The organism is Massilia terrae, from assembly GCF_024753145.1.
Taxonomy (GTDB): domain Bacteria; phylum Pseudomonadota; class Gammaproteobacteria; order Burkholderiales; family Burkholderiaceae_D; genus Telluria; species Telluria terrae.
In genome coordinates, this window is the sequence record NZ_JANUGU010000008.1 from 224,968 (window position 1) to 249,027 (window position 24,060).

Consider the following 24,060-nt stretch of genomic DNA (forward strand, 5'->3'; position numbering starts at 1 on the left):
GGAATCCTTGGTTATTTCAGCTTGCCGTCGCTGGACGGGTACTCGTTCCAGTGCAGCTTCTCGCGCAGGGTGCCGTAGTAGCTCCATTCCTTCGGATGCAGGAAGGTGATGCTGTGCGGCGAGCGCGAGATGGCGATTTCGTCGCCGTGCTGCAGGCTGGCGAAGGTTTGCATGTCGAAGTTGACGCTGATGTCGCGGCCATTGACGATCTCGATCACGATCTCGCTCTGGTCGGGAATCACGATCGGCCGGTTGGACAGCGCGTGCGGCGCGATCGGCACCAGCGCGATGCCGCGCACGCTCGGGTGCAGCAGCGGGCCGCCGGCCGATAGCGCGTAGGCAGTAGAGCCGGTCGGCGTGGTGATGATCAGGCCATCCGAACGCTGGTTGTACATGAACTGGCCGTCGACCGTGACCTTCAGTTCGGCCATGCCGGCGCCGGTGCCGCGCGCGACCACCACGTCGTTGACCGCCATGCCGCAGAAGATCATGGCGCCATCGCGCATCACGCGGCCTTCGAGCAGGGTGCGCTGTTCGGCGGTAGCGTTCCCTGCGAGGATTTCGCCGAGCGCGGGCAGCATGCGCTCGATCGGGATGTCGGTGATGAAGCCCAGGCGGCCCTGGTTGATGCCGATCAGCGGCACCTCGTACTTGGCCAGCTGGCGCGCGATGCCGAGCATGGTGCCGTCGCCGCCCATCACCACCGCGTAGGAGGCGTGCTCGCCGATCTCCTGCGCGCTCATGGACGCCACGCCGCCGGCCTGCACATGCCTGGCCGTCTCGGCCTCGAACACCACGCGGTAGCCGGCGTCCTGCAGGAAGGCGACGATGCCCGCGACCTGCTCTTCGATGCCGGCGGTGTTCTGCCGCACGACCAGCGCGATGGTTTTTTGCGAATTAGACGTCATGGCTTGCGGTCGATGTTGGATGGCACACGCGGCAGATTAACCGATAAACCCGGCGCGGGCTACCTGCGGCCCGGCCAACAACTGTACAAACACACAGTATATTGGGCCGGGCTGGCGCGGGCAAGTCAGTGCACCACGGCCATCATGAACGCGCTGACGATCGCCGAGAACATCCCGATCAGGTGCAGCAGCATCGCCACCATCCAGCGCACCAAGGTGGCAATGCGCGAGCCGCCGTAGACCTTGCGCATCGCGGTCGGCAGGTAGAACACCAGCCACAGCCACATCGCGGCGTGCGCGTAGGGGATCCAGGTCGGCACCAGCATCATCAGGATCAGGACCAGGAAGGCGAAGGCATTGGTGTGCAGCGCGAACAGCAGGTGTTCGCCGTACCTGCGGCCGGAGCCGAGGTAGAGCAGCTTCAGGTACAGCGCGAACATCGGCATCATCGCGAAGATCGCATACGGCGCGTAGGCGGAAGCGGAGGCCGTCAGTTCGCGCCATTGCTGGTCCGACGGCAGCTCGCTGAAGTGCTTGGCCTTGGCCTGGATGCCGGGACCGAAATGCCGGCCGATCCAGTTGAGCTCCTGGCCATCGACCTCGACGAAGCTCACGCTGCCCTCATGCTTCTCTTTCTTTTCCTCGGCCTTGCGCTTGATCTTGTCGAGGGCCTTCTCGCCGGCCGCGGCCACGGCGCCGCCGGCCTGCTTGCCGGCTTCATGCAGGTCGGCCTTGACCTGGTCGAGGTCCTTTTGCTGCACCGCTTGCTGCTGCACCGGCTGGTTCGGCTCGGCCATGTGGTCGGCAAAGCCGTGGGCTTCCCACTTGAACACGGCGAAGAAGATCAGCGACAGGGTGAGGTACAGCCGCAGCGGCAGCACGTAGCGGGCGCGCTTGCCGTCCAGGTAGTCGCGGGTCAGGCGGCCGGGCCGGAACAGCAGCAGTGTGAGCGTCTTGAGCAGCTTGTTTTCGAGCGCGACGTAGTGGCCGACGAATTCGTGCAGGAACTCGCCCGCGCTGGGCATGTGGTTGGCGGTCTCCTGCCCGCAATGCGAGCAGAAGTGGCCATGCACGGCGGTTCCGCAGTTGAGGCAGTCGGGCGAAGGGGCGTGGGCGATGACGTCAGTCTTCACGGCTGGCAGTGTCGTAATTGTTCTGGAACACAATGTTATCGACTTACTTACAAAATTGCATCATCCAATTGCGCGACTTGCCACCTTGATGCGGCGTTAGGATCAAGACAAAGCATCGCGAAAACAAGGAGAAGGCATGGTTACCGAAACCAAAGACCGATTTGTCGACACCAGGAGCCCCATCACCAATGACCAGGTCAAGCGCCAGCCGCACGAGCGCGACGAGTCGCCCGACGCGCAGGACCAGAAGCCGCGCGGCGTGATCCGCCAGGCGCAGGAAGACCTGGCCCAGGGCCTGGTCGACACCGACCTGCGCAATGCCGGCGGCGTCGAGGAAGCCGTCCAGCCGGCGCCGGACGCCAGCGGCCAGGCCAAGCCGCTGCCGGAGCGCGCGCGCGACATGCGCGACCATGCAGGATCGAAGGGAGGCCGCCAATGATGGCAGGCGCGGCCCTGGCCGCTGCCCTGCTCGGCGTCGGCGCTGCCGCGCTCGCGCAAAACATGCCGCCCGGCTATGGGCCGAATCCCAGCTTCCCGCCGCCGCAGAAATCGTTGATCCCGACGCTGCACATCGCCCCCGCCGAGGCCTGGCCGAAGAACACGCACCCGGTGCCGGCCGCCGGCCTGGCCGTCAGCCTCTACGCCAATGGCCTCGCCCATCCCCGCAACGTCTACGTGCTGCCCAACGGTGACGTGCTCGTTGCCGAAACGGACCGTCCAGCAAGCGCAGTGGAAAAGAAATCGGTCCGTAACATGGTCCAGAAGCACGAGCAAAAAGAAGCCGGCTCCGACACGCCGTCGGCCAACCGCATCACACTCTTGCGTGGCTTGAAGGCGGACGGCAGCGCCGAGATGAAGTCGGTGCTGCTGGAAGGGCTCAATTCGCCGTATGGCATGGTGCTCGCCGGCGATACCCTGTACGTCGCCGATGCCGACGCGCTGTTGAGTTTCCCGTACAAGACGGGGGCGACCCGCATCACGGCGCAGGGCAAGGAGGTGCTGGCCCTGCCGGCCGGCATCAACCACCACTGGACCAAGAATGTGGTGGCCAGTGCCGACGGCAAGCAGCTGTACGTCTCGGTCGGGTCGAACAGCAATGCGGCCGACAATGGCATGGAGATCGAGTTCCAGCGCGCCGCGATCTGGGAATTCGACATCGCCAGCGGCAAGGGCCGCGTCTTTGCGGGCGGCCTGCGCAATCCGAACGGGCTGGCCATCAACCCGCAGACCCATGTGCTATGGACCAGCGTCAACGAGCGCGACGAGCTTGGCAACGACACGCCGCCGGACTACCTGACCTCGGTGAAGGAAGGCGGCTTTTACGGCTGGCCGTACAGCTACTGGGGCCAGCACGTCGACACCCGCGTCAAGCCGCAGCGGCCGGACCTGGTGGCCAAGGCCATCGTGCCGGACTACGGGCTGGGCGCGCACACGGCCTCGCTGGGCCTGGTCTTCTATGATGCCGGCCTGATGCCGCAGTTTAAGGATGGCGCCTTGATCGGGCAGCACGGCTCGTGGAACCGCAAGCCGTTTGCGGGCTACAAGGTCATCTTCGTGCCCTTCGCCGACGGCAAGCCGAGCGGTCCGCCGCAAGACGTGCTGACCGGCTTCATCAGCAAGGACGGGCATGCCTACGGACGGCCGGTCGGGGTGGCGGTTGACAAGGAAGGCGCGATCGTGGTGGCGGACGATGTCGGCAACTGCGTGTGGCGCATCACGCCTGCGGGCAAGAAGTAGGCTGAACGACTACAATCGCGGCTTGTCGTTTCAAGCAAAGGACCACAATGCGCATTCTGCACACCATGCTGCGGGTCGGCGACCTGCAGCGCTCGATCGATTTCTACACCAAGGTGCTCGGCATGAAGCTGCTGCGCACCAGCGACAATCCGGAGTACAAGTACACGCTGGCCTTTGTCGGCTACGGCAACAACCCCGACCACGCGGAGCTGGAGCTGACCTATAACTACGGCGTCGACAGCTATGAGATGGGCACCGCCTACGGCCACATCGCGCTGTCGGCCGAGGACATCTACGCCGTGTGCGAGCAGGTGCGCGCCAAGGGCGGCAACATCACGCGCGAGCCGGGGCCGGTCAAGGGCGGCAGCACCGTGATCGCGTTCGTCACCGATCCGGATGGGTACAAGGTGGAGCTGATCCAGCGGAAGGATGGCGACGGTGGCGGCGGCCTAAAGAGTTAAAAAACACCGTCGTCCCCGCGAAGGCCGGACCCATGCTGAGTACGCGGGCCTGCGGCGCGTGCTGTTCGACGACGCGAGCGTTCCATGGGTCCCCGCCTGGGCGGGGACGACGGTGGTAAAAGTGCGAAAAAAAACGGCGCCAACCTGGCGCCGTTTGCTCATGCCTCGCTAAAGCTCAGTTCTGCAGCAAGCCATTCACCGCCGCCAAATCCTGCTCGCTCAGCGTGCCGGCCGCGGCCTTCAGGCGCAGGCCGTTCATGATGGTGTTGTAGCGCGCCTTGGCCAGGTCGGTCTGGGTCGAGTACAACTGCTTCTGCGCGTTCAGCACGTCGATGTTGATGCGCACGCCGACCTGGTAACCCAGCTTGTTCGAATCCAGCGCCGACTGGCTCGACACTTCCGCCGCTTCCAGCGCCTTCACCTGCGCCAGCCCGCTGTTCACGCCCAGGTAGGCCTGGCGCGCCTGCAGCGCGGCACTGCGCCGGGTCGCTTCGAGGTCGTTGCGGGCCTTGTCTTCCAGCGCGATCGATTCGCGCACGCGCGAGTTCACGGCGAAGCCGCTGAAGATCGGCACGCTCCACTGCACCCCCACCGCATTGTCCGAGCTCTTGCCCGAGATGCCTTGCAGCTGGCCGTTGACGCGCTGGTGGGTCGAGTTCGCCACCAGGTCGAGCGTCGGCAGGTGGCCGGCGCGCTGGCGGCGGATCTCGTGCTTGGCGCTTTCCAGCGTCAGCTGCTGCACCTGCACCAGCGGGTTCTCGTTTTCAGCCGAGCTGATCCAGTTTTCGATGGCCAGCGGTTGCGGCGCGTTGATGGTCACGCCCGGCTTCAGCTTGGCCAGGTCGCCCGGCACCGTGCCGATGATCGCCTGCAGCGCGTTGCGCTTGTTGTCCAGGTCATTGATGGCGGCCAGTTCCTGCGCCACCGTCAGGTCGTACGCGGCCTGCGCTTCGTGGGTGTCGGTGATGGTCTGGGTGCCGACCTCGAAGTTGCGCTTGGCCGAGGCCAGCTGCTCGGCCACGGCGGCCTTCTGGGCGCGGGTCGATTCCAGCGTGTCCTGCGCGCCCAGCACGTCGAAGTAGGCCTGCGCCACGCGGGTCACCAGGTCTTCGCGGGCCTGGGCGAACTGGGCTTCGGCGATGGCGGTGGCCAGCTTGCCCTGCTCGTAGGATTCGAGGCGGTCCCAGCGGAACAGCGGCTGGGTCAGCGAGATCTGGTACTGGTTGGTGCGCAGGTTGGTGCCGCCCGGCGCCACGTTGTAGAACGCGCTGTCGCGGTCGTCCTTGGTGTTGAAGCCGGTGGCGGCGACGGTCGGCAGCAATCCAGCACGCCCCTGCGTGGTCTTTTCCCGCCCAGCCGCCACTGCCGCACGCGCGCTGGCGAAAGTCGCGTCGTTGGCCAGCGCCTGCTGGTACACCTGGACCAGGTCAACCGCGTGCGCGTCCAGCGTCAGGAAGGCGCTGGCCAGCAGCACGGCGATAAGGGGTTTCTGCATTGCTCTTCTCCGTCGGAGTCATCAAAGTTATGGAAACAGGTCAGTACTTCGCCATCGAAGGATCGACCTGCATGGCCCAGGCGTGTATCCCGCCCGTCAAATTCGTGATGTTGCCAAAGCCGTTGCGTTCAAGGAAAGCCGCCACCTGCATGCTGCGCGCACCGTGATGGCAGATGCAGACGATCGGCGCGTCGTCCTCCAGCTCGCCGACGCGGATCGGCACCAGCTGCATCGGCATCTGGGTCGAGCCCTCGATGTGGCAGGTCTCGTACTCCCAGTTTTCGCGCACGTCCAGCAGCAGCGGGCGGGGACGCGCCGGGTCGGCCAGCCAGGCGGCCAAGTCGGGGGCGGTAATGTGCTGCATCGGCGCCCGTCCTCAGAAGTGGAAGTGCGAGGCCACCGGCGCGCCGGCCAGCGGCTTGACGTTGGTCTCGAACACCGGGACCGTGTCGAACGCCGTCTCGGACACGCGGGTGACGATGTTGCACGACATGACCGGCGCCTGGCCGATGATGGCGGCGATGCGGCCCCCCACCTTCAGCTGCTTGAGGAAGGCTTCCGGCAGCGATTCCAGCGAGCCGGTAATGACGATCACGTCGTACGGCGCGTGCGCCGGCCAGCCTTCGGCGGCGCTGCCCTGCTCGACCGTCACGTTGGTGACGCCCGCTGTTGCCAAATTCTTCGAGGCCAGTTCCTTCAGTTCCGGCGACAGCTCGACCGCGGTGACGTGGCGGCCCTTGTAGGCCAGCAGCGCGGCCAGGTAGCCGGCGCCCGCGCCCACCAGCAGCACGTCCTCATGCTTCTTGAGCTGGATTTCCTGCAGGATGCGCGCTTCGATCTTCGGCGCCAGCATCGCCTCGCCGCCCGGCAGCGGGATCTCGACATCGGCGAAGGCCAGGTTCGCATACGCCGCGGGCACGAACTGCTCGCGCTTGACCACATGCAGCAGGTCGAGCACGTCCTGGTCCAGCACGTTCCATGGGCGGATCTGCTGTTCGATCATGTTGAAGCGGGCTTGTTCGATATTCATGTTAATACTCGGCGGAAAAAGAAATAATCCGATATTTTATCGTTGAACGGCCTCAGGACGCACATCTTAGCGATGAGCGTCCTTGAAAATCAGGAAATTGCGACAGGTTGCAGTTTCGGGGGGATGAACGCCCGGTTTCGCGCGCTGGCGCGGCCGGGCTTCAGGGACGCGCGGCGCCGGCGGCCGGCAGCAGGCCGTACAGGGCCATGTCGAGGAAGGTGTCGAGGAAGGCGGCCGGATTGAGCTCGCCGCGGTCGCAGGGCGCGACCGAATGCTTCCAGGTGATCAGGGTCAGCATCGGCGCCACCATCACCTGGGTGGCCTGCACCACGTCGACCGGGCGGAACTCGGCGCGTTCGATGCCGCGCTCCAGCAGGCTGCGGATCAGCCGGGTGCCGCGGGTCACCACTTCATCCTGGTAGAACTGGGCCAGCTCGGGGAAGTTGCCGGCCTCGGCCATGACGAGCTTGACGATGCCGGAGGCCTTGGTGTCGCCGATGCGGGCCCACCACGATTTCATCACGCTGCGCATCAGCTCGGCGCTGTGGCCATCGAATCCGGCAATCGAGTCCTCGGCGTCGCCCAGCACCGGCACGATGCTGTTGCGCACCACCGCCTTGAACAGCTCTTCCTTGTTTTCGAAATACAGGTACAGCGTGCCCTTGGACACCCCGGCCCGGCGCGCCACGTCCTCCAGCCGGGTCGAGGCGAAGCCGCGCTCCACGAACAGGTCGAGGGCGGCGGCCAGCAGCTCGTGCGGCCGCGCTTCCTTGCGGCGCTCCCAGCGCGGTTTGTTCTCAGTGCATTGCATTTTTGCTAATGAACGATGTCCAGCACTTAATATAGGGCGGCGCCGTGGGGCCAGTCAACCGCGGCACGCCTACCGATTTTCTCAAATCCAACGAATTTAATATTTTATTGACAGAAACAATTTATGACAGGAAAATCGGTGCATTACTGTTGATCATTCACCTACACCCAATGCTGAAAGAGCAACCCGATGTGTGCACCACCCAGGAAGCGGCGGCCATCCTCGGCATCTCCGTGACCTCGGTCCAGAAGCTGGTGGAGGGCGGCGAAATCGCGGCCTGGAAGACCCCCGGCGGGCACCGCCGCATCCCGCGCGCCTCCCTGCTGGCCTACAAAGCGACCAGCGGCACGCCGCGCACCGACCTCGCCACGCCGGCGCGCGCCGCGCTGCTGGTGGTCGAAGACGAGGAAATGCAGCGCGCCGTGTTCGCGGCCCAGTTCAAGAAATGGGAGCTGCCGATCGACGCCACCCTGTGTGCCAGCGGCTACGAAGCGCTGATCGAGATCGGCGTGCGCCCGCCCGACATCCTGTTCCTCGACATCGCCATGAAGGGCATCGACGGCTACGAAGTGATGGAGACGGTGCTGAACCGGCGCAACCTGCGCGAGGTCAACATCGCGATCATCTCCGGCATGGCGCGCGAGGACCTGGACGCGCGCGGCGGCGTGCCGCCCGGCGTCGCCTTCTTCCCCAAGCCCGTGCGCTACGACGAGCTGCGCGGTTTCGTCACGGCCTGCTGCATGCGCAAGCAGCGCGCCGCCCTTGCCTGAGCGACCGCCATCATGACCGCCCGCCCCTCCCTGTCCCAGCGCCTGCGCGCCTCGGCCGCCCCATGGCTGCTGTGCGGCTTCGCGGCCGCGCTGGTGGGGGGCTTGTGGAAGGCGACGCTCAACCGCATCGAGGAAGGCCGCGCCAACCTGCTGCGCGGCGCCACCGCGGATGCGGCCAGCCTGGCGCGCCTGCTGGACGAGCATTCGGTGCGCACCATCCAGGCTGCCGACCAGGCGGTGCGCTTCGTGCGCGGCGGCTTTGTCGAACATGGCGCCCAGCTGGACCTGGCGCGCATGGTGTCGCGCGGGCTGGTGCTGGACGACGTCATCAACCTGTACACGGTGGTCGATGCCGCCGGCAATGTGGTGCTGTCGAGCCAGCCGTTCGCGCCGACCAGCCTGGCCGACCGCGAGTATTTCCAGGTGGTGCGCGACAATCCCAGCGCCGGCTTGTACATCAGCAAGCCGCTGCTGGGCCGGATGACGCAGAAATGGGCGATCCAGCTGGCGCGCCGCATCGACGGCCCCGGCAACAGCTTCGGCGGCGCGGTGGTGGTGTCGATGGACCCCTTCTATTTCACGCGCCTGTATGAATCGGCGCGCATCGGGCCGCACAGCACCATCACCCTGATCGGCGACGACGGCATCGTGCGCGCGCGCCGCTCCGGCGTGCGCAACGAGATCGGGCTGGATGTATCGGAGACGCCGGTGTTCAAGATGGCGGTCAAGACCGACCACGGCACGATCCGGCACAACAGCGTGTTCGACGGCCGCGAGCGCATCTTCGCCTACCGCCGCATCGCCAACTACCCGCTGCACGTGGTGGTCGGGATCGACACCGCCGACGTGCTGGACGCCTACGAGCCGATCAAGGACAAGATGATCCAGCAGGCGGCGCTGGTGACGGCCGCGATCGCCGGCTTCACGGTGCTGCTGCTGGTGCTGATCCGCCACCTGGTGAAGAGCCGCGCCCAGGCCCTGTCGGCGAGCGCGGCCAAGACCCAGTTCCTGTCCAACATGTCGCACGAGCTGCGCACCCCGCTCAACGGCATCCTCGGTTACGCCGAACTGCTGCGTGACGACCTGCCGCCGGGCGAGCCGCGCGAGTTCGCCCAGATCATCCACGACAGCGGCGTCCACCTGCTGGCCCTGGTCAACCAGATCCTGCAGCTGAACAAGATCGAATCCGGCAAGGAACGCCTGACCTTCGACAGCGTCAGCCTGCGCGGCGTGCTCGGCCAGGTGGTCGGCGCCCACGGCAGCAGCGCGCGCGCCAAGGGCCTGGCGCTGGACGCCGACATCGCCGCCGGCACCCCGGAACGCATCGTGTGCGACCGCGTCAAGCTGATGCAGGTGCTGAACAACCTGCTGCACAACGCCATCAAGTTCACCGAACAGGGTTGGGTACGGGTCTCGCTGGCGGCGCACCCGCGCGGCGTGCGCTTCGCGGTCAGCGACACCGGCCCCGGCATCCCGGCCCATACCCAGGCCATGGTGTTCGAAAAATTCTTCCAGATCGACACGCCCAGCGGCCACCACACCGACGGCACCGGGCTGGGCCTGTCGCTGGTGCGCGAGCTGGTCGAACTGATGCGCGGCGAAGTCACGCTGCAGTCCACGCCCGGCGCCGGCACCACCTTCAGCTTCACCCTGCCGCTGGGCAGCGAGGAGGACCACGCATGAGTAACACCCCGATCCTGGTGGTCGAAGACAACCAGATGAACCAGACCCTGCTGGTGCGCCAGCTGGCCCGCCTCGGCCTGTCCGAGGTGGTGGTGGTCGGCGACGGCCAGCAGGCGCTGGCCTGGCTCGCCGAGCACCGCTGCCGGCTGGTGCTGACCGATTGCCAGATGCCGGTGATGGATGGCTACCAGCTGGCGCGCGGCATCCGCGAGCGCGAGCGCCACAGCGGCTGGCACACCCCGGTGATCGCGCTGTCGGCCGGGGTGATGGACGAGGACCGGGTGCGCTGCTTCGAGGCCGGCATGGACGATCACGTGGCCAAGCCGACCCAGCTGGCCACGCTGGAGCGCGCCCTGCGCCCGTGGCTGGGACCGCTGTCGAACCGACCGGGGAGCGCCGCATGAGCCTGCATTACCACCTGATCGATCCGGCCGTGCTGATGAACGCGGCCGGCGACGACGAGGCCGGCTTCGCCGAGCTGCTGGCGATGTTCGTGCGCATCGTGCCCGACATGGCGCGCCAGCTGCGCGACGCCGTCGAGCAAGCACGCGGCGCCGACGTGGCCCAGCATGCGCACAGCCTGAAAAGCTGCATGTCGCTGGTCGGCGCCTTCGACTGCGGCGCCCGGCTGGAGCAGCTGGAGCGCGCGGCCCGCGGCGGCACGCCGGAGGCCGCCGCCGGCTTTGACGAATTGCATGAACTGATCCTCGCGGTACTGGCCGAAGCCCTCGGCTGCTACGCCGCGACGACCAGGATCCCCGGCCTTGTAACACCTGACATCGTTTGAGATTTAAAGGAGCGAGACATGAACGCGAACTACAACCAGCGCCTGTCGACCCGCGAAGTCCCGGTCGAATACACTTTCTCGCCGAGCAATCCGCCGGGCTGGATCGACCGCCTGCGCGAGATGAAGCAGCTGCGCAGCGACGCCCAGCTGTGCCGCGTGCTGCAGGTGCCGCCGCCGATGATCAGCAAGATCCGCACCGGCCGCATCAGCGTCAGCGCCGGGCTGATGATCCGCATCCACGAGGTGTTCCAGCTGCCGATTTCGGAGCTGCGCCGGATGATGGCGGAGCAATGACGGCTGTCTGCCGGCACCGTTAGCGTTCGCACGTCGTCCCGGCGGAGGCCGGGACCCAAAGAGCGCTTGCGACGCCGGACACTCAGCATGGATCCCGGCCTGCGCCGGGATGACGGTTTTACCAGTGGTGGACAGGGCATGGGCCGGCTGGGGGCCAATCAATCAAGAAATTGACCCGCCGGGCTCGTTCGGCCGGGGCCTGGATGCCTTAGCATTTGGTAACTCAACCAAAATGAGGCGAAACCCCATGCCTGGCCACATCACCCGCCGCCGTTTTACCCTGTCGATGCTCGCCGTCCCGCTGCTGGCGAGCACGGCGCGCGCAGCCGCGGCGCGCACCCCGATCACCGATTTCGGCGCCGTCGCCGACAATGCGACGCTGAACACGCGCGCGATCCAGTCCGCCATCGACCACGTCGCCCAGCAAGGCGGCGGCACGGTCCTCATCCCGGCGGGCGTCTTTATCAGCGGCGCGCTGTTCCTGAAGCCGAAGGTCAATCTCCACCTGGACAAGGGCGCCGTGCTGAAATGCTCGACCGACCTGAAGAATTTCCCGGTCCAGCGCACCCGCATCGAGGGCCATTTCGAGGACAGCTTCAACCCCGGCCTGATCAACGCCGCCGGCTGCGACGGCCTGAAGATCACCGGCGAAGGCACGTTCGACGGCGCCGGCAAACCGGTGTGGGACCTGTTCTGGAAGCTGCGCGCCGAAGCGACGGACAAGGCGGGCTTCAAGAACATCGGCATCCCGCGCGCCCGCCTGGCCATCATCGAGCGCTCGCGCAACGTGCTGGTCGAAGGCGTCACCTTCAAGGATTCGCAGTTCTGGAACCTGCACCTGTACCGCTGCCAGGACGTGGTGGTGCGCAAGGCGCGCTTCGAAGTGCCGGACGACTATAAACAGGCGCCCAGCACCGACGGCATCGACCTGGACAGCTGCCAGGACGTGCTGGTCGATGGCTGCTGGTTCTCGGTGACCGACGACTGCATCGCGGCCAAGGGCTCGAAGGGGCCGCACGCGATGGAAGACAAGGACAGCCCGCCGGTCGAGCGCATCCGCGTGCGCAACTGCACCTTCCGGCGCGGCAATGGCTTCTTCACGCTGGGCAGCGAGGCGACGCTGGTGCGCGACGTCATCGTCGAGAACTGCACAGGAACCGGGGTCAGTAACGTCGCCGTGATCAAGCTGCGCCCGGACACGCCGCAGCACTACGAGGACATCCACTTCCGCAACCTGACGCTGGACTCGTCCAAGGGCACGATCCTGCAGATGAAGCCGTGGAACCAGTACAAGGACCTGAAGGGCGCGGAGCCGCCGAAATCCGTGGTGCGCAACATCAGCCTGGAAGGCATCAAGGGCAAGTTCGGCGCCTTCGGCATCATCCAGCCGAATCCCGGCCAGACCACGATCAGCGACATCCTGCTGAAGGACATCGACGTGCAGCTGGCCCAGGACAAGCTGAACGTGTCCGGCGCGACGAATGTAAGAATGGAAAACGTCGTCGTGAACGGCAAGCCCCAGTCAGTCTGATTCAGGGCGGCGGGGCAGCGCTTTCTTCCTGTTCCGCCGCATCCAGCCCGAAGGACATCCAGTCCTTGCCAAACAGTTCCGACGGATGCTGGGTCCGGTCGGAGCCGTTACCGCACGCCATCTCATCGACCGGGCAATATTTATCGCAGCCCCAGCAGATTTTCTCGGGCTTGGCTGGATAGATGGGAAATTTCTTGGCCATTTGACACCTCTACGCGGCCCAGCGCCGAAAAGGCGCGACGCGCGGCGCCGGGGCCGCTATCATGACGGGCTGTCCGAACCATGCTACGCGCCAGCTTCGGCGTCATCCATAATCTGTTTCAAGAAAATGCCTGAGCAACCTTTGGCCTGCCGGGCCGGCTGCGGCGCCTGCTGCACGGCGCCCTCGATCAGTTCGCCGATTCCCGGTATGCCGGGCGGGAAACCGGCCGGGGTGCGCTGCGTCCAGCTCGACGACGACGAGCGCTGCCGCATCTTCGGCCACCCGGACCGCCCGGCCGTGTGCGCCGGCCTGCAAGCTTCGGCCGAGATGTGCGGGACCTCGCGCGAGCAGGCGATGATGTTCCTGCTTGCGTTGGAAAAGTCCACGGCTCCGCAGCGGCCGCTGTCGTAGAAATGGGATTCCCGCGTTCGCGGGAATGACGGATTCATTCCATTTTTGTCCACTGTTGCAGACGGCTTACCGGACGGCACTGTGCTCGTGGTAAGCTTCGACCCCGCGGTTCCGTTGCTCAACCACACTTAACTTCCTTTCCACGTTCCCACATCACATGGACATCATTCTTGCGCTCAAGGCGATCATCATGGGCCTGGTCGAGGGCTTCACCGAGTTCCTGCCGATTTCGTCGACCGGCCACCTGATCCTGGCCGGCAGCCTGATCAACTTTACCGGCGAGACGGCCAAAGTGTTCGACATCGCGATCCAGGCCGGCGCGATCCTCGCCGTGATCTGGGAATTCCGGGTGCGCATCGGCGCCGCGCTGGCCGGGCTGGCGTCCGACCGCCGCCAGCAGAAGTTCGCGCTGAATATCGTGGTCGCCTTCCTGCCGGCCGCCGTGCTGGGCGTGTTGTTCAGCAAGTGGATCAAGGCCAAGCTGTTCGCGCCGGTGCCGGTCGCGGCTGCTTTCATCATCGGCGCCCTGGTGATCCTGTGGGCCGAACGCCGCCACCGCGTCCTGCCGGGCTCGCACCGGGTCGAGAACGTGGACGACATGAGCGTGCTCGACGCACTCAAGATCGGCTGCGCCCAGGCCTTCGCGCTGATCCCGGGCACCAGCCGTTCGGGCGCGACCATCATCGGCGGCATGCTGTTCGGCCTGTCGCGCAAGGCGGCCACCGAATTCTCCTTCTTCCTCGCGATCCCGACCCTGCTCGGCGCCACCGTCTATTCCGTGTACAAGGAACGCGCCGCGCTGTCGGCGGCCGACGTGCCGCTGTTCGCGGTGGGCGGCATCGCCGCTTTCGTGTCGGCCTTCCTGTGCGTGCGCTGGCTGCTGCGCTACATCAGTTCGCACGACTTTACCGCGTTCGCCTGGTACCGTATCGTGTTCGGCATCGTCATCCTCACCACGGCCCATTTCGGCTGGGTGATCTGGGCGGAATAAGCCGGGGCTGTCAAGATGAGTGATATCGGCGCGCGCGCGCTCCATGTGCTGCAGACGGTGTTCGGCTACCCGGCGTTCCGCGGGCAGCAGGCCGACATCATCGAGCACGTGGCGTCCGGCGGCGACGCGCTGGTGCTCATGCCCACCGGCGGCGGCAAGTCGCTGTGCTACCAGATCCCGGCCCTGCTGCGCGACGGCGTGGCGGTGGTGGTGTCGCCGCTGATCGCGCTGATGCAGGACCAGGTCGATGCGCTGGCCGAAGTCGGCGTGCGCGCCGCCTTCCTCAATTCCACCCAGACTTTCGAGGAAACCCTGCGCATCGAGCGCCAGGTGCGCACCGGCGATATCGACGTCGTGTACGTCGCGCCGGAACGCTTGATGACGCAGCGCTGCCTCGACCTCTTCGATGATTCGCCGATCTCGCTGTTCGCGATCGACGAAGCGCACTGTGTATCGCAATGGGGCCACGACTTCCGCCCCGAATACATCCGCCTGTCGATCCTGCACGAGCGCTTCCCGCAGGTGCCGCGCATCGCGCTGACCGCCACCGCCGACCAGCTCACGCGCGCCGAGATCGCGCAGCGCCTGCAGCTGGAGGACGCGCGCCAGTTCGTGTCCTCGTTCGACCGGCCGAATATCCGCTACCAGATCGTCGAGAAGACCAATGGCCGCAAGCAGCTGCTGGACTTCATCACCACCGAGCACGCGGGCGATTCCGGCATCGTCTATTGCCTGTCGCGCAAGAAGGTCGAGGAGACCGCGGAGTTCCTGGCCGAGCACGGCATCAAGGCGCTGGCCTACCACGCCGGCATGGAGTACACGCTGCGCGCGTCCAACCAGTCGCGCTTCCTGCGTGAAGACAATATCGTGATGGTGGCGACCATCGCCTTCGGCATGGGCATCGACAAGCCGGACGTGCGCTTCGTCTGCCACCTCGACCTGCCCAAAAGTATCGAGGGCTATTACCAGGAGACCGGGCGCGGCGGCCGCGACGGCTTGCCGGCCTCGGCGTGGATGGCCTACGGCCTGCAGGACGTGGTGCTGCAGCGGCGCATGATCGACGAATCGGAAGCGGACGACAGTTTCAAGCGCGTGCTGTCGTCCAAGCTGGACGCGATGCTGGGCCTGTGCGAGACCCTGTCCTGCCGCCGCATGCGCCTGCTCGACTACTTCGGCGAGGCGGCCGGGCCGTGCGGCAACTGCGACACCTGCCTGATGCCGCCGGTCTCCTTTGACGGCACGGTGCCGGTGCAGAAGCTGCTGTCGGCCATCTACCGGGTCGACCAGCGCTTCGCCGCCGGCCACGTGATCGACGTGCTGCGCGGCGCCGACAGCGAGCGCATCGGGCAGTGGCACCACGACAAGCTGTCCGTGTTCGGCGTCGGCAGCGACCGCAGCGAGCAGGAGTGGCGTGCGATCGTGCGCCAAGCCATCGCGCTGGGGCTGGTGACGGTCGACCACGAGCAATACAGCTCGCTCAAGCTGACCGAGGCGGCGAGGGCCGTGCTCAAGGGCGAGAAGAAAGTGCAGTTGCGCCAGTACCAGAAGCCGGTCAAGCAGAAGCGCCAGGCCGCGCCCAAGGGCTATGCCGAGCTGGAGCTGTCGGGGGCCGAGCAGGCCATCTTCGACAAGCTGCGCTGGTGGCGCGTCGAAACGGCGCGCGCGCATGGCGTGCCGGCTTACGTGGTGTTCCAGGACGCGACCCTGCGCGAGATCGCCAAGGTCAAGCCGGGCTCGCTGGACGAGCTGCGCGGCGTGTCCGGCGTCGGCGAGAAGAAGCTGGCGTCCTATGGCGACGAGATCGTCGCGCTGATCGGCGAGCTGGCCTGATCCTTCATTCGCGGAACAGGTGGGCGAAGCTTCGGCTTACCGGCAATTTTTCATCCGATCCCCGCACCAGCACCTGCATGCGCTCGGCATCGACGCGTTCGGCCGCCGCGATCACACTCGCGTTGACCACCGTGCCGCGGTGGATCTGCCAGAAGCGGTCGGCGTCGAGTCCGCTCAGCAAATCCTTGAGGGGAATCCGCACCAGTGCTTCGTAGTCGCGCAGCACGACCCGCGTGTATTTGGCGTCGGACTGGAAAAACAGGACGTCTGCCACATCGATCACGCGGATCTGGCGGCCGACACTGGCCTTGAGCCATTTGAGCCGCTCGTGCCGGGTGCCCGGCAGCTTGGCCTTCAGCTGGTGCAGCAAGTCGCCCAGGTCCGACGGATGCGCGCCGAGCTTGCCGCGCACACGCGCCACCGCCCGTTCGAGCCGCTCCGGCTGCACCGGCTTGAGCAGGTAATCGACGGCGCCGGCGTCGAAGGCATCGACCGCGTACTGGTCATAAGCGGTGACGAAGACCACGTGCGCCTGCTGGCCAATGCGCTCGGCCACTTCCAGGCCGGACAGGCCGGGCATGCGGATGTCGAGGAAGGCCACCTGCGGCTCGTGCTCCAGGAAGCCGTCCCAGGCATCGTTGCCGTTTTCCGCCACCAGCACGACCTCGGCCTCGGGCCATGCTTGCGCCAGCAGTTCGAGCAGGCGCTCGCGCATCAGGGGCTCGTCTTCGGCGATCAGGACCGTGGGACCCGGGCTCATGCTCATGTTGATTCCTGTGGATGAGGAATGGTGATCTCCGCGACCAGGCCGGGCGCACCGTCGTGCAGCGCCAGCCCGGCCGTCTCGCCATAGACCAGGCGCAGGCGATGGCGCACGTTGTCGAGGCCGGTGCCGCTCGCGTTTTCGGCCAAGTTGCTCAAGCCGAAGCCGGAGTCACGAACCCGGATCCGCAACACGCCGCCATCCGCCTCGGCCAAGACCGTGATCTCGCCGCCGCGCAGGGCAGGCTCGATGCCGTGCTTGACGGCGTTCTCGACCAGGGTCAGCAGGATCATGCTGGGCAACGGTACTTCTTCGAGGGCCCGCGGCAGTTGCAGGGAATAGCGCAAGCGTTCGCCCAGGCGCACCTGCATCACCTTGAGATAGGACTCGATCAGGGCAAACTCGGCCGCCATCTGGACCTGTTCGCTGCGCATGTCGCGCATGCTGGAACGCAGGAAGTCGATCAGGTTCGCGGTCAGCTCGGCGGCGCGCGGCGCGCCGTGCTGGGCCAGCTGCTGGACCGCGCCGAGGGTATTGAACAGGAAGTGTGGCTCGATCTGGGCGCGCAGCAGGCGCAGCTGGGACTCGGTCAGCTCCCGCGCCAGCCTGGCCTGCTCGGCTTCGCGCTGCAGCTGCAGGTTCAGGGCCTCGTATTGGCGGTTGCGCAGAAAGCTGATGAGGAGCACGGGGGTCATCAGGGCCAGCGCTCCGACCACGACGCCGCCCAGGAAATGCGAGGACCGCTCCATCGCATGCGCCAGCGGCTGGCCTTCCAGCATCGACAGGCCGGTCAGGGTGGCAGCGCCGAACACGGCGCCAAGCGGCACGGCCAGCATCAGCCTCATTTTCTTCCGTGAGAGCTGGCGGTAGTTGAACCACGCGCTGATGAGGGCGAAGGTCACTGCGATCCCGCATCCGTTGGCGCCGACGATCGCGGCGGTCCAGCCGATGTCCGGCACTTGCAGGTGCAGTACTACGCCGCATAGCGTGAACAGCGCAAGCAGTGAGTACGTCCACACCCTGCTGCGCCAGCCCCGCATCGCCAGCGAGAAGTCGCGCAGCTGCTGGCGCTCCAAGGGCGAACGCTTGGCGAGCTTTTGATAGATCAGGCCGCGCTTGCCGTATTCCGCGCCGGACGCGAGCTCCGGCCGCTCGAGCACGGCGATCTGCTCGTCCACATTGATCCATTGCCGGTAACAGTCCACGAACTTGCGCCACATGATGCCCTCTCTGTGATCGTTAATATATAGCAATGATCAGAGTCTAGGCAGCCATGGCCGCGCCGGCCAGCGCGATGGGACGAGCGACGAATCCGGAGGCACGAACGACGACGGACTTGCGTTCCGGCTCAGCGGCCCCGGCCTTGCGGCGGGCTTACTTCTTCACGAACACCAGGTCCCAGACGCCGTGACCCAGCTTGATGCCGCGGTTCTCGAACTTGGTCAGCGGGCGGTAGGACGGCTTCTCGGCATAGGTTTCGGCCGTGTTGCGCAGGGCCGGCTCGGCGCCCAGCACTTCCAGCATCTGGACCGCGTAGTCTTCCCAGTCGGTGGCGCAATGAATGTAGCCGCCCGGCGCGAGTTTCTCGCACAGGGCCTTGACGAAAGGCGGCTGGATCAGGCGGCGCTTGTTGTGGCGCGCCTTGTGCCACGGATCCGGGAAGAAGATGTGGACGCCGGCCAGCGAGCCGTCCGGGATCATGTCGCGCAGCACTTCGACCGCATCGTGCTGGATCAGGCGCAGGTTGCCGATGCCCTGCTCGCCGATCTGTTTCAGCAGGCTGCCCACGCCCGGGGTGTGCACCTCGACGCCGATGAAATCCTGGTCCGGCATCGCCCGGGCGATGTAGGCGGTGGTATCGCCCATGCCGAAACCGATCTCCAGCACCACCGGCGCCGTGCGGCCGAAGGCCTGCGCGTAGTCGAGCGGCGCCTTGCGGTAGGCGACCAGGAACTTCGGGCCGTACTCGTCGAACGCGCGGGCCTGGGCCGTGGACAGGCGGCCGGCGCGGGTGACGAAGCTGCGGATGCGGCGCTCTTCCGGGTCGTACAGCATCTGGCGGGCCGGGCCGTTGTTCGGGGTATCGGAGGACATGGGGAAACGAAAAGATAGGAACGGGCGCGATTATAGCTTACGCTGGATCATGGACGGGCTTGGAACCGGGCTGCTGCCCGGGGAGTCCAAGCAGATTATGGACGATAACGAACGCCGCTTTGAGCGAATTGACGAACGCTTCAACGAGATCGACAGGCGCTTCAACGACGTCGACAAGCGCTTCAACGACGTCGACAAGCGCTTTGGTCAAGTTGACGTTCGATTGGCAAGAATCGAAACCCGGCTCGACCAGATGGCCACCCGGGAAGATCTGGAACATGCCATCAATTCGGTCGTCAAATGGGTCGTTGGCACCATGCTGGGCGCTGCCATTGCCGCTGTCACCGTGATGACCTTCGTACTTAATAATGCTGTCCCGAAGCCAGCCGCTGCGTCAATGCCGGCCCCGATCATCATTCAACTGCCACCGGCCGGGCAGATGGCGATGCCAGCAAAGCCGCCATGACAACAGCCATCGCTATAAATTTTAGAGCGATTAACTTTTTGAAAGGAAACGTATTGCCGAGGGTGAGCAACTTGGTTGATGATCAATGCTTTCTCAGCATCTTGTCCGCGCACCATGCAATCGAACAAACACGCCATTTCCGTTGAAGACAGTCCGGCCAGCTTCGTCCTGACCAGCTTCCACTACGGTAGGCCCGGCAGCGGCAAGAAGGTCTACATCCAGGCTTCGCTCCATGCGGACGAGGTGCCGGCGATGCTGGTCGCAACCTTCCTGCGGCGCGAGCTGGACCGGCTCGACGAGCGCGGCCTGGTCAAGGGCGAGATCATCCTGGTGCCGGCCGCCAATCCGCTCGGGCTGGCGCAGACGATCCAGGGCGCGCCGTTCGGCCGCTTCGACCTGTCGACCGGCGTCAACTTCAACCGCGCCTACAAGCATGTGGCCGAGGAACTGAAGGCGACGCTGGCCGGCCGGCTGGGCGAGGATGCGCGGGCCAATGTGGCGCTGATCCGCGAACACGCACGGCACGCCGTGGCGGACTGGGCGCCGCAGGACAATGCGAGCGTGCTGAAGAAGACGCTGCTGTCGATGGCGATCGATGCCGACATCGTGCTCGACCTGCACTGCGATAACGAAGCGGTGATGCACCTGTATTGCGGCTCGCCGCTGGCCGACACCGTACTGCCGCTGGCCGCGCTGCTCGGTGCCCGTGCATTGCTGGTCTCGCTGGAGTCCGGCGGCGAACCGTTCGACGAAGCCTGCAGCCGCCTGTGGTGGGACCTGGCTGCCCACTTCGGCCCTGAGGTGCCGATTCCGCCGGCCTGCGCCGCGGTGACGGTGGAACTACGCGGCGAGAACGACGTCAACTACGAGCTGGCTGGCAAGGATGCCCACGCCGTGCTGCAATATCTCGGGCGCCAGGGCGTGCTGGACATTCCTGAAGATCGGCTGCCCGCGGCGAAATGTGCGCCGACACCGCTGGAAGGCGTGGAGCCGCTGGCCGCGCCGCACTCGGGGGTGCTGGTGTTCCTGAAGGGACTGGGCGACACGGTGCGCGCCGGCGATGCCTTGGCCGACCTCGTCAATCCGGTCAGCGGCACGGTATCGACCTTGCGCGCCACGCGCGACGGCGTGCTGTTCGCCCGCACCGCGCATCGCCACCTGCTGCGCGGCATGCACGTCTGCAAAATCGCCGGCAGCGCCGCCTTCCGCAGCGGCGACCTGCTAGGCCAGTAGCGCCTCGGGACTTGCCTTGTCAAACGGGGGCGTCACCGGCAAGGGCATTGAATCTTTGGTATCGTGGAACGCCCTATCCATTCCGCGATACACCATGACCGATCTCAGCGCCTATCCGATCACCAAGAAGTGGCCTGCCCAGCACCCCGACCGCCTGCAACTGTATTCGCTGCCGACGCCGAATGGCGTGAAGGTCTCGATCATGCTGGAGGAAACCGGCCTGCCCTACGAGCCGCACCGCGTCGGTTTCGATACCAATGACCAAATGAGCCCGGAATTCCTGTCGCTCAATCCGAACAACAAGATCCCCGCCATCCTCGACCCCAACGGTCCGGGCGGCAAGCCACTGGCGCTGTTCGAGTCGGGCGCAATCCTGATCTACCTGGCCGACAAGACCGGCCAGTTGCTGCCGGCCGATCCCGCCGCGCGCTACCAGGCGATCCAGTGGCTGATGTTCCAGATGGGCGGCGTCGGCCCGATGTTCGGCCAGGTCGGCTTCTTCAACAAGTTCGCCGGCAAGGACTACGAAGACAAGCGTCCGCGCGAGCGCTACGTCGCCGAATCGAAGCGCCTGCTGGCGGTGATGGACAAGGTGCTGGCGGACCAGGCCTGGATCGCGGGCGAGGACTATTCGATCGCCGATATCGCGACCTTCCCCTGGGTGCGCAACCTGATCGGCTTCTATGAGGCGCGCGAGCTGGTCGGCTTCGACGGCTACCCGAACGTGAAGCGCGCGCTCGACGCGTTCCTGCAGCGCCCGGCGGTGGAACGCGGGCTGAAGATTCCGGGCTGAGGCGCGCGGGCGCTCAGGGCCGGCGGGCCGGCGCCGTTCCCGGCAAACCGCAGCGTTGCGAGGTCGCCATCCCCTTCAGGAAAGCACGCCGTGCGGTGCCGGCCGAGATCGCCGCGGCGACGTCCTTCGAATGGCGCTCCGCGCCGGTCAGCTTGCGAACCCAGCTGCGAAACGGCACCAGGCCTTCGGCGGTGCGCTGCACCGCGCCGACCGCCTGGTCCTCCGCGAGATCGGAGCCCTTGTCGACCAACGAAGGCGCATTGGCGGCCACCGCCTGCGCGTCGAGGTCCGGGCCCAGCACCTCGTCCAGGCGACCGACTTCCAGCGCCAGCGACCAGCAGTCGTGCTTGGGTGGCAGCTGGTAAGGATGCTTCTGCGCCTCGAGCAGGATGTCGGGGATTTCGGTGCGGATGATGTTCAGGTCGTTCAGAGGCGAACTGGCAGCCGTCCCCATGCGCGACGTGGTCTTCGACGCGCAGGCGGCCAGCGCGAGCAGACAGAAGAGCGACGCGAACTTGACGATGCGGGGCATTCTCGGAGGGCGGTGTGGCAATTGCTGGTTCACAATAGCCATTCAGTCTACCGGGGCAAGGGCGCCGATGTCTACAAGCCAGTGCGCGAGCGCCCGGCATGCATACTTACATCAAGCGCGCTTCACGCTGCAAAAAATCTTGGCCTGGCTGTCGAATGCGGGACGCGGTATTCGTCCATGCAGTGACGGCAGTTCCAACAGATGACAGGAGAAAGCAATGACCCAGCACTCGTCCAAGCCCACCATCACCGCATTCGAAACCTCCCCTGACCGCGGCCGCGGGCTGGCCCGCGACATGCGGGTCCGCTGGGCGCTGGAGGAAGTGGGACAGCCCTACGACGTCCGGCTGGTGTCGTTCGCGGCGATGAAGCAGCCGGAGCATCTGTCACGCAACCCCTTCGGCCAGATCCCGACCTACGAGGAGGGCGAGCTGGTCCTGTTCGAATCGGGCTCGATCATTCTCCACATCGCCGAGCGCCATCCGGGCTTGCTGCCGGCGGCTGCGGATACGCGCGCCCGCGCCATCACGTGGATGTTCGCGGCCGTGAGCACGATCGAGCCCATCATCATCGAGCGCCAGGTCGCCATTCTCAACGAAGGCAATGAAGCGTGGACCAAGCAGCGCCTGCCGATGATCGAGCACCGCATCCGTGCGCGCCTGGGCCAGTTGTCGCAGCACCTGGGCGATGCCGAATGGCTGGACGGCGCATTCAGCGCCGGCGACCTGATGATGGTGACGGTGCTGCGGCGCATGCCCGGCTCGGGGCTGGTGGAAGAACACGCGAACCTGGCGGCGTATGTGGCGCGCGGCGAAGCGCGGCCGGCGTACCAGCGCGCGTTCGCGGCGCAGCTGGCGGTGTTCGAGGCCAGTTCGGCGAGCTGATTCGATGTTCAGCGTTTCATCGGCGGCGCGCTGCCGTACATCAGCGCCCGCCAGCACCATTCAATCGGCCCGAACCGGTAATACCGCAGCCACCATTTGCTCATCTGCACCTGCACGCAATACAGTCCGATGCCGAGAGCAAATACCGGTGCCGGCCGCAAGCTTCCATACAGCCCGAGCCCAAAGCCGAAGAAGACGAGGCTGAAGATCAGGGACTGGGCAATATAGTTGGTAAAGGCCATCCGCCCGAGTGCCGTGAAATGACGCAGCCAGTTCCGCGCTCCGGTGAATTCGCTCAGGTATAACACCGCTGCGGCAAAGGCCAAAGCCAGACAGACGGGAGCGAGGTTCGACAGCAAGCGAACCGGGCCTGTTGCTGGAAGCAGCGCCAAGGCCTCGGCAAGGGTCATCGTGACGCCGATTGCAGCCAGCGTCCATCCGGTGGCCGCAATCGGCGTCTTGTGCTCCGCCGGATTGGCCACGATGCCGCTGCGCCAGGCCAAGATGCCCAGAACGAATAGTCCCAAGGTGCGGGGAAAAATATAGAGATGCAAGGGCAGCAGGGAAGGAATTTCTTCCAGGCTGAAGCGCATCACCTGCAGCCAGCTTCCGTTCGGATAGACGCGATTCGCTTGCTCGACGTGTCGCGCAATCCAGCCGGCATCGGGGAAAACGGAAGGGAAGACCGGCAGTATCAGGTACAGGCCAAACATCGCGGCGGCCAGGATCGCCAACGACCGGCTGGAGGCGCGCAGGAAGGGCAGCACGAGCAGCCCTGCCAGGGCGTATTCGGTGAGGATGTCGCCGTTCCAGACCAGCAGCAGGTGGACCAGGCCGAACAGCAGCAGGACGAGCAGCCGTCGCGTCAGCAAGACCGTCGCCCTGCCCGTGCCGGCGAGGCGCTCGAACTGCATCGCCAGCCCAATCCCGAACAGGAAGGAAAATACCGCGAACGCTTTCAGCTCAAGTCCGTAGTGCACGAACCAGGCGACGGCACGATCGATCGGCGAGGGCTCGGCCGGCTGCGGCAGGAATTGGGCGAAGAGCGAGACCCTGAACTCAGTGACGAGGTTGACGGTCAGGACACCGAACAAGGCCAGGGCGCGGAGAATATCGAGCGCGTCGTAGCGTTCGCTGTCACGGGCTGGGGAAATTGTCGCTGGGAGGGGCGCCGCTGCGGCGCGGTGATCAGGTACCACTGAATCAAGCGACATCGTGCGCC

General features: G+C 65.7%; 28 protein-coding genes. 16 read left to right on the plus strand and 12 right to left on the minus strand.

From position 1 onward, the window contains the following. Positions 1 to 11 precede the first annotated feature (11 nt). Both NX778_RS20670 and NX778_RS20675 read right to left on the minus strand, forming a co-directional pair. Complete coding sequence (locus NX778_RS20670) at positions 12 to 908, minus strand: NAD kinase (RefSeq protein WP_258813677.1); 897 nt, start codon at positions 906 to 908, stop codon at positions 12 to 14. A 125-nt stretch (positions 909 to 1,033) separates the two neighbouring features. Continuing rightward, entirely contained in the window at positions 1,034 to 2,041 is a 1,008-nt protein-coding gene (locus NX778_RS20675) for a DUF3667 domain-containing protein (protein ID WP_258813678.1), read from the minus strand. Between the two features lie 136 nt (positions 2,042 to 2,177). On the opposite strand from NX778_RS20675, the gene NX778_RS20680 reads away from it, so the two are divergent. Genes NX778_RS20680 through gloA form a run of 3 tightly spaced genes read left to right on the plus strand, consistent with a single transcriptional unit; the run spans position 2,178 to position 4,239 of the window. Next, on the plus strand, positions 2,178 to 2,480 hold the full coding sequence (locus NX778_RS20680; protein WP_258813679.1) for a hypothetical protein: 303 nt from the start codon (positions 2,178 to 2,180) through the stop codon (positions 2,478 to 2,480). After that, the gene (locus tag NX778_RS20685) at positions 2,477 to 3,778 is read left to right on the plus strand and encodes a PQQ-dependent sugar dehydrogenase (RefSeq protein WP_258813680.1); all 1,302 of its coding nucleotides are present in this window, start codon (positions 2,477 to 2,479) and stop codon (positions 3,776 to 3,778) included. The genes NX778_RS20680 and NX778_RS20685 overlap by 4 nt, the downstream gene beginning before the upstream one ends. A 47-nt stretch (positions 3,779 to 3,825) precedes the next feature. Further along, the gene (gene gloA, locus NX778_RS20690) at positions 3,826 to 4,239 is read left to right on the plus strand and encodes a lactoylglutathione lyase (RefSeq protein WP_258813681.1); all 414 of its coding nucleotides are present in this window, start codon (positions 3,826 to 3,828) and stop codon (positions 4,237 to 4,239) included. A 175-nt stretch (positions 4,240 to 4,414) separates the two neighbouring features. On the opposite strand, the gene NX778_RS20695 is transcribed toward gloA, so the two are convergent. The 4 genes from NX778_RS20695 to NX778_RS20710 form a co-directional block, all read right to left on the minus strand. Continuing rightward, positions 4,415 to 5,734, minus strand: coding sequence for a TolC family outer membrane protein (locus NX778_RS20695; protein ID WP_258813682.1), 1,320 nt, complete (start codon positions 5,732 to 5,734; stop codon positions 4,415 to 4,417). 40 nt (positions 5,735 to 5,774) lie between these two features. Further along, a complete protein-coding gene (locus tag NX778_RS20700; RefSeq protein ID WP_258813683.1) occupies positions 5,775 to 6,098 on the minus strand; it encodes a rhodanese-like domain-containing protein in 324 nt (107 codons plus the stop codon). A gap of 12 nt (positions 6,099 to 6,110) precedes the next feature. Then, positions 6,111 to 6,764, minus strand: coding sequence for a protein-L-isoaspartate O-methyltransferase family protein (locus NX778_RS20705; protein ID WP_258813684.1), 654 nt, complete (start codon positions 6,762 to 6,764; stop codon positions 6,111 to 6,113). 160 nt (positions 6,765 to 6,924) lie between these two features. Continuing rightward, complete coding sequence (locus NX778_RS20710; protein ID WP_258813685.1) at positions 6,925 to 7,575, minus strand: TetR/AcrR family transcriptional regulator; 651 nt, start codon at positions 7,573 to 7,575, stop codon at positions 6,925 to 6,927. A gap of 170 nt (positions 7,576 to 7,745) precedes the next feature. Between NX778_RS20710 and NX778_RS20715 the strand changes: the two genes are divergently transcribed. The 6 genes from NX778_RS20715 (at position 7,746) to NX778_RS20740 (ending at position 12,640) form a co-directional block, all read left to right on the plus strand. Beyond that, on the plus strand, positions 7,746 to 8,345 hold the full coding sequence (locus tag NX778_RS20715) for a helix-turn-helix domain-containing protein (protein ID WP_258813686.1): 600 nt from the start codon (positions 7,746 to 7,748) through the stop codon (positions 8,343 to 8,345). Between the two features lie 12 nt (positions 8,346 to 8,357). Continuing rightward, entirely contained in the window at positions 8,358 to 10,028 is a 1,671-nt protein-coding gene (locus NX778_RS20720; RefSeq protein ID WP_258813687.1) for a sensor histidine kinase, read from the plus strand. After that, on the plus strand, positions 10,025 to 10,432 hold the full coding sequence (locus NX778_RS20725) for a response regulator (RefSeq protein WP_258813688.1): 408 nt from the start codon (positions 10,025 to 10,027) through the stop codon (positions 10,430 to 10,432). Before NX778_RS20720 ends, NX778_RS20725 begins: the two co-directional genes overlap by 4 nt. Then, the gene (locus tag NX778_RS20730) at positions 10,429 to 10,815 is read left to right on the plus strand and encodes an Hpt domain-containing protein (protein ID WP_258813689.1); all 387 of its coding nucleotides are present in this window, start codon (positions 10,429 to 10,431) and stop codon (positions 10,813 to 10,815) included. The genes NX778_RS20725 and NX778_RS20730 overlap by 4 nt, the downstream gene beginning before the upstream one ends. Positions 10,816 to 10,833: 18 nt before the next feature. Next, entirely contained in the window at positions 10,834 to 11,109 is a 276-nt protein-coding gene (locus NX778_RS20735) for a helix-turn-helix domain-containing protein (protein ID WP_258813690.1), read from the plus strand. A 247-nt stretch (positions 11,110 to 11,356) separates the two neighbouring features. Beyond that, a complete protein-coding gene (locus NX778_RS20740; RefSeq protein ID WP_258813691.1) occupies positions 11,357 to 12,640 on the plus strand; it encodes a glycoside hydrolase family 28 protein in 1,284 nt (427 codons plus the stop codon). 1 nt (position 12,641) lies between these two features. Here the strand turns inward: NX778_RS20740 and NX778_RS20745 are convergent, their stop codons facing one another. Then, positions 12,642 to 12,842: a DUF3079 domain-containing protein gene (locus NX778_RS20745; protein WP_258813692.1), complete on the minus strand. Its 201-nt coding sequence runs from the start codon at positions 12,840 to 12,842 to the stop codon at positions 12,642 to 12,644. A 126-nt stretch (positions 12,843 to 12,968) separates the two neighbouring features. On the opposite strand from NX778_RS20745, the gene NX778_RS20750 reads away from it, so the two are divergent. From NX778_RS20750 to recQ, 3 genes are all read left to right on the plus strand, one after another. After that, positions 12,969 to 13,253: a YkgJ family cysteine cluster protein gene (locus NX778_RS20750; RefSeq protein WP_258813693.1), complete on the plus strand. Its 285-nt coding sequence runs from the start codon at positions 12,969 to 12,971 to the stop codon at positions 13,251 to 13,253. 157 nt (positions 13,254 to 13,410) lie between these two features. After that, on the plus strand, positions 13,411 to 14,244 hold the full coding sequence (locus tag NX778_RS20755) for an undecaprenyl-diphosphate phosphatase (RefSeq protein WP_258813694.1): 834 nt from the start codon (positions 13,411 to 13,413) through the stop codon (positions 14,242 to 14,244). 15 nt (positions 14,245 to 14,259) lie between these two features. Beyond that, positions 14,260 to 16,074, plus strand: a complete 1,815-nt coding sequence (gene recQ / locus NX778_RS20760) for a DNA helicase RecQ (RefSeq protein ID WP_258813695.1) — start codon at positions 14,260 to 14,262, stop codon at positions 16,072 to 16,074. A 4-nt stretch (positions 16,075 to 16,078) separates the two neighbouring features. Here recQ and NX778_RS20765 read toward each other — a convergent pair whose 3' ends face one another. The 3 genes from NX778_RS20765 to trmB form a co-directional block, all read right to left on the minus strand. Next, positions 16,079 to 16,840, minus strand: coding sequence for a LytR/AlgR family response regulator transcription factor (locus NX778_RS20765; RefSeq protein WP_258813696.1), 762 nt, complete (start codon positions 16,838 to 16,840; stop codon positions 16,079 to 16,081). After that, positions 16,837 to 18,057, minus strand: coding sequence for a sensor histidine kinase (locus NX778_RS20770; RefSeq protein ID WP_258813697.1), 1,221 nt, complete (start codon positions 18,055 to 18,057; stop codon positions 16,837 to 16,839). Before NX778_RS20770 ends, NX778_RS20765 begins: the two co-directional genes overlap by 4 nt. Positions 18,058 to 18,211: 154 nt before the next feature. Next, the gene (trmB, locus tag NX778_RS20775; protein WP_258813742.1) at positions 18,212 to 18,892 is read right to left on the minus strand and encodes a tRNA (guanosine(46)-N7)-methyltransferase TrmB; all 681 of its coding nucleotides are present in this window, start codon (positions 18,890 to 18,892) and stop codon (positions 18,212 to 18,214) included. Between the two features lie 37 nt (positions 18,893 to 18,929). Here trmB and NX778_RS20780 point away from each other — a divergent pair, with 37 nt between their 5' ends. The 3 genes from NX778_RS20780 to NX778_RS20790 all read left to right on the plus strand — a co-directional run bounded on the left by NX778_RS20780 (position 18,930) and on the right by NX778_RS20790 (position 21,423). Next, a complete protein-coding gene (locus tag NX778_RS20780; protein WP_258813698.1) occupies positions 18,930 to 19,397 on the plus strand; it encodes a hemolysin XhlA family protein in 468 nt (155 codons plus the stop codon). A gap of 114 nt (positions 19,398 to 19,511) precedes the next feature. After that, positions 19,512 to 20,630, plus strand: a complete 1,119-nt coding sequence (locus NX778_RS20785; protein ID WP_258813699.1) for a succinylglutamate desuccinylase/aspartoacylase family protein — start codon at positions 19,512 to 19,514, stop codon at positions 20,628 to 20,630. A 94-nt stretch (positions 20,631 to 20,724) separates the two neighbouring features. Next, positions 20,725 to 21,423 (plus strand): glutathione binding-like protein, encoded by a 699-nt coding sequence (locus NX778_RS20790; protein WP_258813700.1) that lies wholly within the window; start codon positions 20,725 to 20,727, stop codon positions 21,421 to 21,423. A 13-nt stretch (positions 21,424 to 21,436) separates the two neighbouring features. Here the strand turns inward: NX778_RS20790 and NX778_RS20795 are convergent, their stop codons facing one another. Then, the gene (locus NX778_RS20795) at positions 21,437 to 21,955 is read right to left on the minus strand and encodes a hypothetical protein (protein ID WP_258813701.1); all 519 of its coding nucleotides are present in this window, start codon (positions 21,953 to 21,955) and stop codon (positions 21,437 to 21,439) included. 217 nt (positions 21,956 to 22,172) lie between these two features. On the opposite strand from NX778_RS20795, the gene NX778_RS20800 reads away from it, so the two are divergent. Next, positions 22,173 to 22,838 carry a glutathione S-transferase family protein gene (locus NX778_RS20800; RefSeq protein ID WP_258813702.1) on the plus strand — a complete coding sequence of 222 codons (666 nt, stop codon included), beginning with the start codon at positions 22,173 to 22,175 and terminating at the stop codon, positions 22,836 to 22,838. Between the two features lie 8 nt (positions 22,839 to 22,846). On the opposite strand, the gene NX778_RS20805 is transcribed toward NX778_RS20800, so the two are convergent. Continuing rightward, positions 22,847 to 24,052, minus strand: coding sequence for a DUF418 domain-containing protein (locus NX778_RS20805; RefSeq protein WP_258813703.1), 1,206 nt, complete (start codon positions 24,050 to 24,052; stop codon positions 22,847 to 22,849). Between the last annotated feature and the right edge of the window lie 8 nt (positions 24,053 to 24,060).